This is a genomic window from Ramlibacter sp. G4-7, assembly GCF_057784995.1.
The window spans coordinates 1-4,236 of record NZ_JBYNTT010000039.1; the positions used below are offsets into that span (position 1 = coordinate 1).

3 protein-coding genes and 1 pseudogene are annotated in these 4,236 nt (G+C 71.0%); all 4 read left to right on the forward strand.

The window, feature by feature from the left end; genetic code table 11:
* Nucleotides 1-403 (forward strand): annotated as a pseudogene (locus AC3EGR_RS25610) (hypothetical protein); the annotation flags it as partial.
* A gap of 73 nt (nt 404-476) precedes the next feature.
* Nucleotides 477-1,412 (forward strand): LysR substrate-binding domain-containing protein, encoded by a 936-nt coding sequence (locus AC3EGR_RS25615; RefSeq protein ID WP_488549357.1) that lies wholly within the window; start codon nt 477-479, stop codon nt 1,410-1,412.
* A 58-nt stretch (nt 1,413-1,470) separates the two neighbouring features.
* Nucleotides 1,471-2,877 carry an FAD-dependent tricarballylate dehydrogenase TcuA gene (tcuA, locus tag AC3EGR_RS25620; RefSeq protein ID WP_488549358.1) on the forward strand — a complete coding sequence of 469 codons (1,407 nt, stop codon included), beginning with the start codon at nt 1,471-1,473 and terminating at the stop codon, nt 2,875-2,877.
* A complete protein-coding gene (gene tcuB / locus AC3EGR_RS25625) occupies nt 2,861-4,060 on the forward strand; it encodes a tricarballylate utilization 4Fe-4S protein TcuB (protein ID WP_488549359.1) in 1,200 nt (399 codons plus the stop codon). Before tcuA ends, tcuB begins: the two co-directional genes overlap by 17 nt.
* Nucleotides 4,061-4,236 lie beyond the last annotated feature (176 nt).

Genomic DNA, 4,236 nt, shown 5'->3' on the forward strand with positions numbered 1-4,236 from the left:
CCCGGCTGCGCCCGCCGGGCCGATCACGCCCGCGCCCGGACCCGCCGTGACGGTGCCCGCGCTTCCCGGGCCGCCGGCCACGGGCCCGGCGCCGTCGCCAGGCTGGGGCGAGCCGGGCGTCGCGCCTGCACGCCCGGCCACCTTGCCGCCGGCACCGGTGATCCTGCCGCCCGCGCCGCGCCAGATCGTGCCGGGGCCCTGGAACACACAGCGGCGCAGCCTCGCCGACATGGCCAACGAGCAGCTGCGGCGCGGTGAGCGCAAGAGCGTCCTGGAACAAGGCATGGAAGGCGCGGGACGCGACGACTGCCTGCATCCACCCGCGCGCGAGCCGCAGGCCGGTGGCTTGCTGCAGGCGCCGTCGGTGATCGGGCGGGCATTGACCGACAAGTGCGCGCGCTAGGGTGGGAGCGGTGGGTTTCGCGGCGCTCACCGTCGCGGCTTCGCTCCACCGCCCTCCCGGTTACCCTCGCCGCATGGAACTGCGCCAGCTCCGCTACTTTGCCCGTGTCGTCGAACTCGGCTCCATGAGCCGGGCCGCCCTGGACCTCGGCGTGGTGCAGTCGGCGCTGAGCCAGCAGATCAGCCGGCTCGAAGGGGAGCTGTCCACCCGCCTGCTGCAACGCAGCGCCAAGGGCGTCGCGCCCACGGAGGCCGGGCTGGCCTTCTTCCGGGAAGCGCAACTCGCCCTGCGCCACGCCGACGAGGCGAGCCGCGCGGCGCAGCAGGCGCGCCTGTCCGGCAGCGTGAGCGTGGGGCTCGCGCCCACCACCGCCTCGGTGCTCGGACTGCCGCTGATGCGCGTGATGCGCGAGCGCTATCCCGATGTGCGCCTGCACATGGTCGAGAGCCTCTCGGGCCACCTCGCCACCATGCTCAACGCGCGCCAGCTCGATCTCGCCGTGCTGTTCGACACGCATCCGGCGCGGCGCTGGAGCGTCACGCCGCTGCTGGAGGAAAAGCTGTTCCTCATCCAGGCACGCACCGCCGGCAAGCCGCTGCCCGCGACGGTGCGCCTGAAGGACCTGCGCGGGACTCCGCTGATCCTGCCCAGCGAGAGCCATGGCCTGCGCAGCACGCTCGACGCTGCCTTCGCGCGCACGCGCCTGAAGCCGGAGGTCACGACCGAGATCGATTCGCTCACCATGCTCATGGACGCGGTCGCCGCCGGCCTGGCCGCCACCATCCAGCCCTGGGCGGCCGTCGGGCGCTTCGCGGATGCGCAGGAGCGCTTCCACCTCGCCGAAATCGCCGACGCGCAGGTGACGCGGCTGAACTCGCTGTGCAGCCTCTCGGACGACGAGCTCTCGCCGGCGGCGCTGGCCGCACGGGTCGCCCTGGCCGCTTGCGCGCGGGAGCTGGTCGAGACCGGACGCTGGACGGGCGCCGGCCTGGCCCATCTCGGATCGTGATACCCCCTTGCGGGTGGCAGGCTTCCCGCCCGCGGCAAGCTTCTCCAGAATCCGCCGCATGGTCGATGTTCTCGTGATCGGCGGCGGCAACGCCGCCCTGTGCGCCGCCCTGATGGCCCGCGAAGCCGGCGCCAGCGTGCTGCTGCTGGAGTCCGCGCCCAGGGAGTGGCGCGGCGGCAATTCGCAGCACACGCGCAACCTGCGCTGCATGCACGACGCGCCGCAGGACGTGCTGCTGGACGCCTACCCGGAGGAGGAGTTCTGGCAGGACCTGCTGAAGGTCACCGGTGGCGCCACCGACGAGGAGCTCGCGCGGCTGACGATCCGCGCCTCGTCCACCTGCCGTCCCTGGATGCGCAGGCACGGCGTGCGCTTCCAGCCCTCGCTCGCCGGCACCTTGCACCTGTCGCGCACCAACGCCTTCTTCATGGGCGGCGGCAAGGCGCTGGTCAATGCCTATTACCGCAGCGCCGGGAACCTGGGCGTGCGCATCCGCTACGACGCGCCGGTGGACAGCCTGGAGCTGCGCGACGGCCGCTTCCTCGCCGCCCATGCCGGCGGCGAGCGGATCGAGGCGAAGGCCTGCGTGCTCGCCTGCGGCGGCTTCGAATCCAACCGCGCGTGGCTGCGCGAAGCATGGGGCCAGAACGAGCGGGGCGAATGGCCGGCCGACAACTTCCTCATCCGGGGCACCCGCTTCAACCAGGGCACGCTGCTGAAATTCATGATGGGGCAGGGCGCCGACATCATCGGCGAGCCCTCGCAGTCGCACTGCGTGGCGATCGACGCGCGCGCGCCCTTGTACGACGGCGGCATCTGCACCCGCGTGGACGCCGTCTCGCTCGGCGTGATGGTCAACCGCGAAGGCCTGCGCTTCTCCGACGAGGGCGAGGACTTCTGGCCCAAGCGCTACGCGATCTGGGGCCGGCTGGTGGCGATGCAGCCGGGCCAGGTCGGCTACTGCATCATCGACAGCAAGGCGGTGGGGCGCTTCATGCCGCCGGTGTTTCCGGGCGTGCGCGCCGACAGCCTGCCGGACCTGGCGCGCGCGCTGGACCTGCCGCAGGAGGCGTTCCTGAAAACCCTGGCCGACTACAACGCAGCCTGCCGCGTGGGCAGTTTCGACCATACCGTGCTGGACGACTGCCATACCGAGGGCCTTGCGCCGGTGAAGTCGCACTGGGCGCGCCCGATCGACACGCCGCCTTTCCTCGGCTACGCGCTCAAGCCGGGCATCACCTTCACCTACCTCGGCTTGAAGACGAACGCGGATGCGGCGGTGCACTTCGGCGGCGCGCCCAGCGAGAACCTGTTCGTCGCCGGCGAGATGATGGCCGGCAACGTGCTCGGCAAGGGCTATACCGCCGGGGTCGGCATGAGCATAGGCACGGCCTTCGGCCGCATCGCCGGGAAGCAGGCAGCACGCGCTGCAGCGAGGGGAGGGGTCCATGCAGCAGCTGCTTGAGGTGGTCGAGCGCGCCCGTGCCGACACGGACGGCATAGGCACGGCGAACCCGCGCGTGATGCCCATCCGCCCGATCGCGGCCCTGACGGCCGACGAAGCCGAGGTCGCGCGGCAGATGCAGATCTGCAATGCCTGCCGCTACTGCGAGGGTTTCTGCGCGGTCTTCCCCGCCATGACGCGCCGGCTGGAGTTCGGCAAGGCGGACGTGCACTACCTGGCCAACCTGTGCCACAACTGCGGCTCCTGCCTGCACGCCTGCCAGTACGCCCCGCCCCACGAGTTCGCGGTGGCGGTGCCGCAGGCGATGGCGAAAGTCCGGCGCGAGACCTACGCCGCCTATGCGTGGCCGGCCGGCTTCGGGGCGCTCTACCGGCGCAACGGGCTCACCGTGGCCCTCGCGACGGCGCTGGGGCTCGCCTTGTTCCTCGTGCTCGCGCTGGCGCTCAACGGCACCCTGTGGCAAGGTCCCCTGCAGGGAAACTTCTACGCCGTGTTCCCGCACAACCTGATGGCCGGCGTGTTCGGCGCCGTGTTCCTGTTCGTCGTCTTCGCGCTGGGCATGGGCGGCGCGCGCTTCTGGCGCGACGTGGCGCCGGGCGCATCGGCACCGGGTGCGGCGTCCGAGGCCGCGCGCAACGCGCTGACGCTCACCTATCTCGGTGGCGGGCACGGCGAAGGCTGCAACGAGGACGACGACCGTTTCACCCTGGCGCGCCGGCGCTTCCACCACCTGACCTTCTACGGCTTCCTGCTGTGCTTCGCGGCGACCAGCGTCGCGACGCTGTACCACTACGTGCTGGGCCTGCACGCGCCGTATCCGTTCTGGAGCCTGCCGGTGCTGCTGGGAACGGTGGGCGGCATTGGGCTGATCGCCGGGCCCGCAGGGCTGCTCTGGCTGAACCTGCGCCGCCATCCGCTGCAAGGCGACGTGCAACAGCGCCCCATGGACCGTGGCTTCATCGCCCTGCTGCTGCTCACGAGCGCTACCGGCCTGCTGCTGCTCGCCGCGCGGGACAGCGCCGCCATGGCCTTGCTGCTCGCCGTGCATCTGGGCGTGGTGATGGCCCTGTTCCTCACCTTGCCCTATGGCAAGTTCGCGCACGCCGTGTACCGTGTCGCGGCCCTGCTGAAACACACCATCGAAAAACGCCTCCCCAGCCGGATCGCGCTGGGTGCGGACTGAGGGAGCGGATCGGCGCGGATCGGGTTTGCGCCGGTACCCGTTCCTTGCCCGCCTGTGTAGATACTGTCTCGCAAGTCAAGCGTGAAGTGCGGGATTGAACGGCTTTCCGGACTTCAGTACACCGTAGGCAATCGCCAGGATCTTGCGCATCAGGGCACCGAGGACGAGTTTCTTTG

Coding starts and splice junctions, on each gene's coding strand:
- AC3EGR_RS25615 (WP_488549357.1), top strand. CDS start 477: ATGGAACTGCGCCAGCTCCGCTACTTTGCCCGTGTCGTCGAACTCGGC.
- tcuA (WP_488549358.1), top strand. CDS start 1,471: ATGGTCGATGTTCTCGTGATCGGCGGCGGCAACGCCGCCCTGTGCGCC.
- tcuB (WP_488549359.1), top strand. CDS start 2,861: ATGCAGCAGCTGCTTGAGGTGGTCGAGCGCGCCCGTGCCGACACGGAC.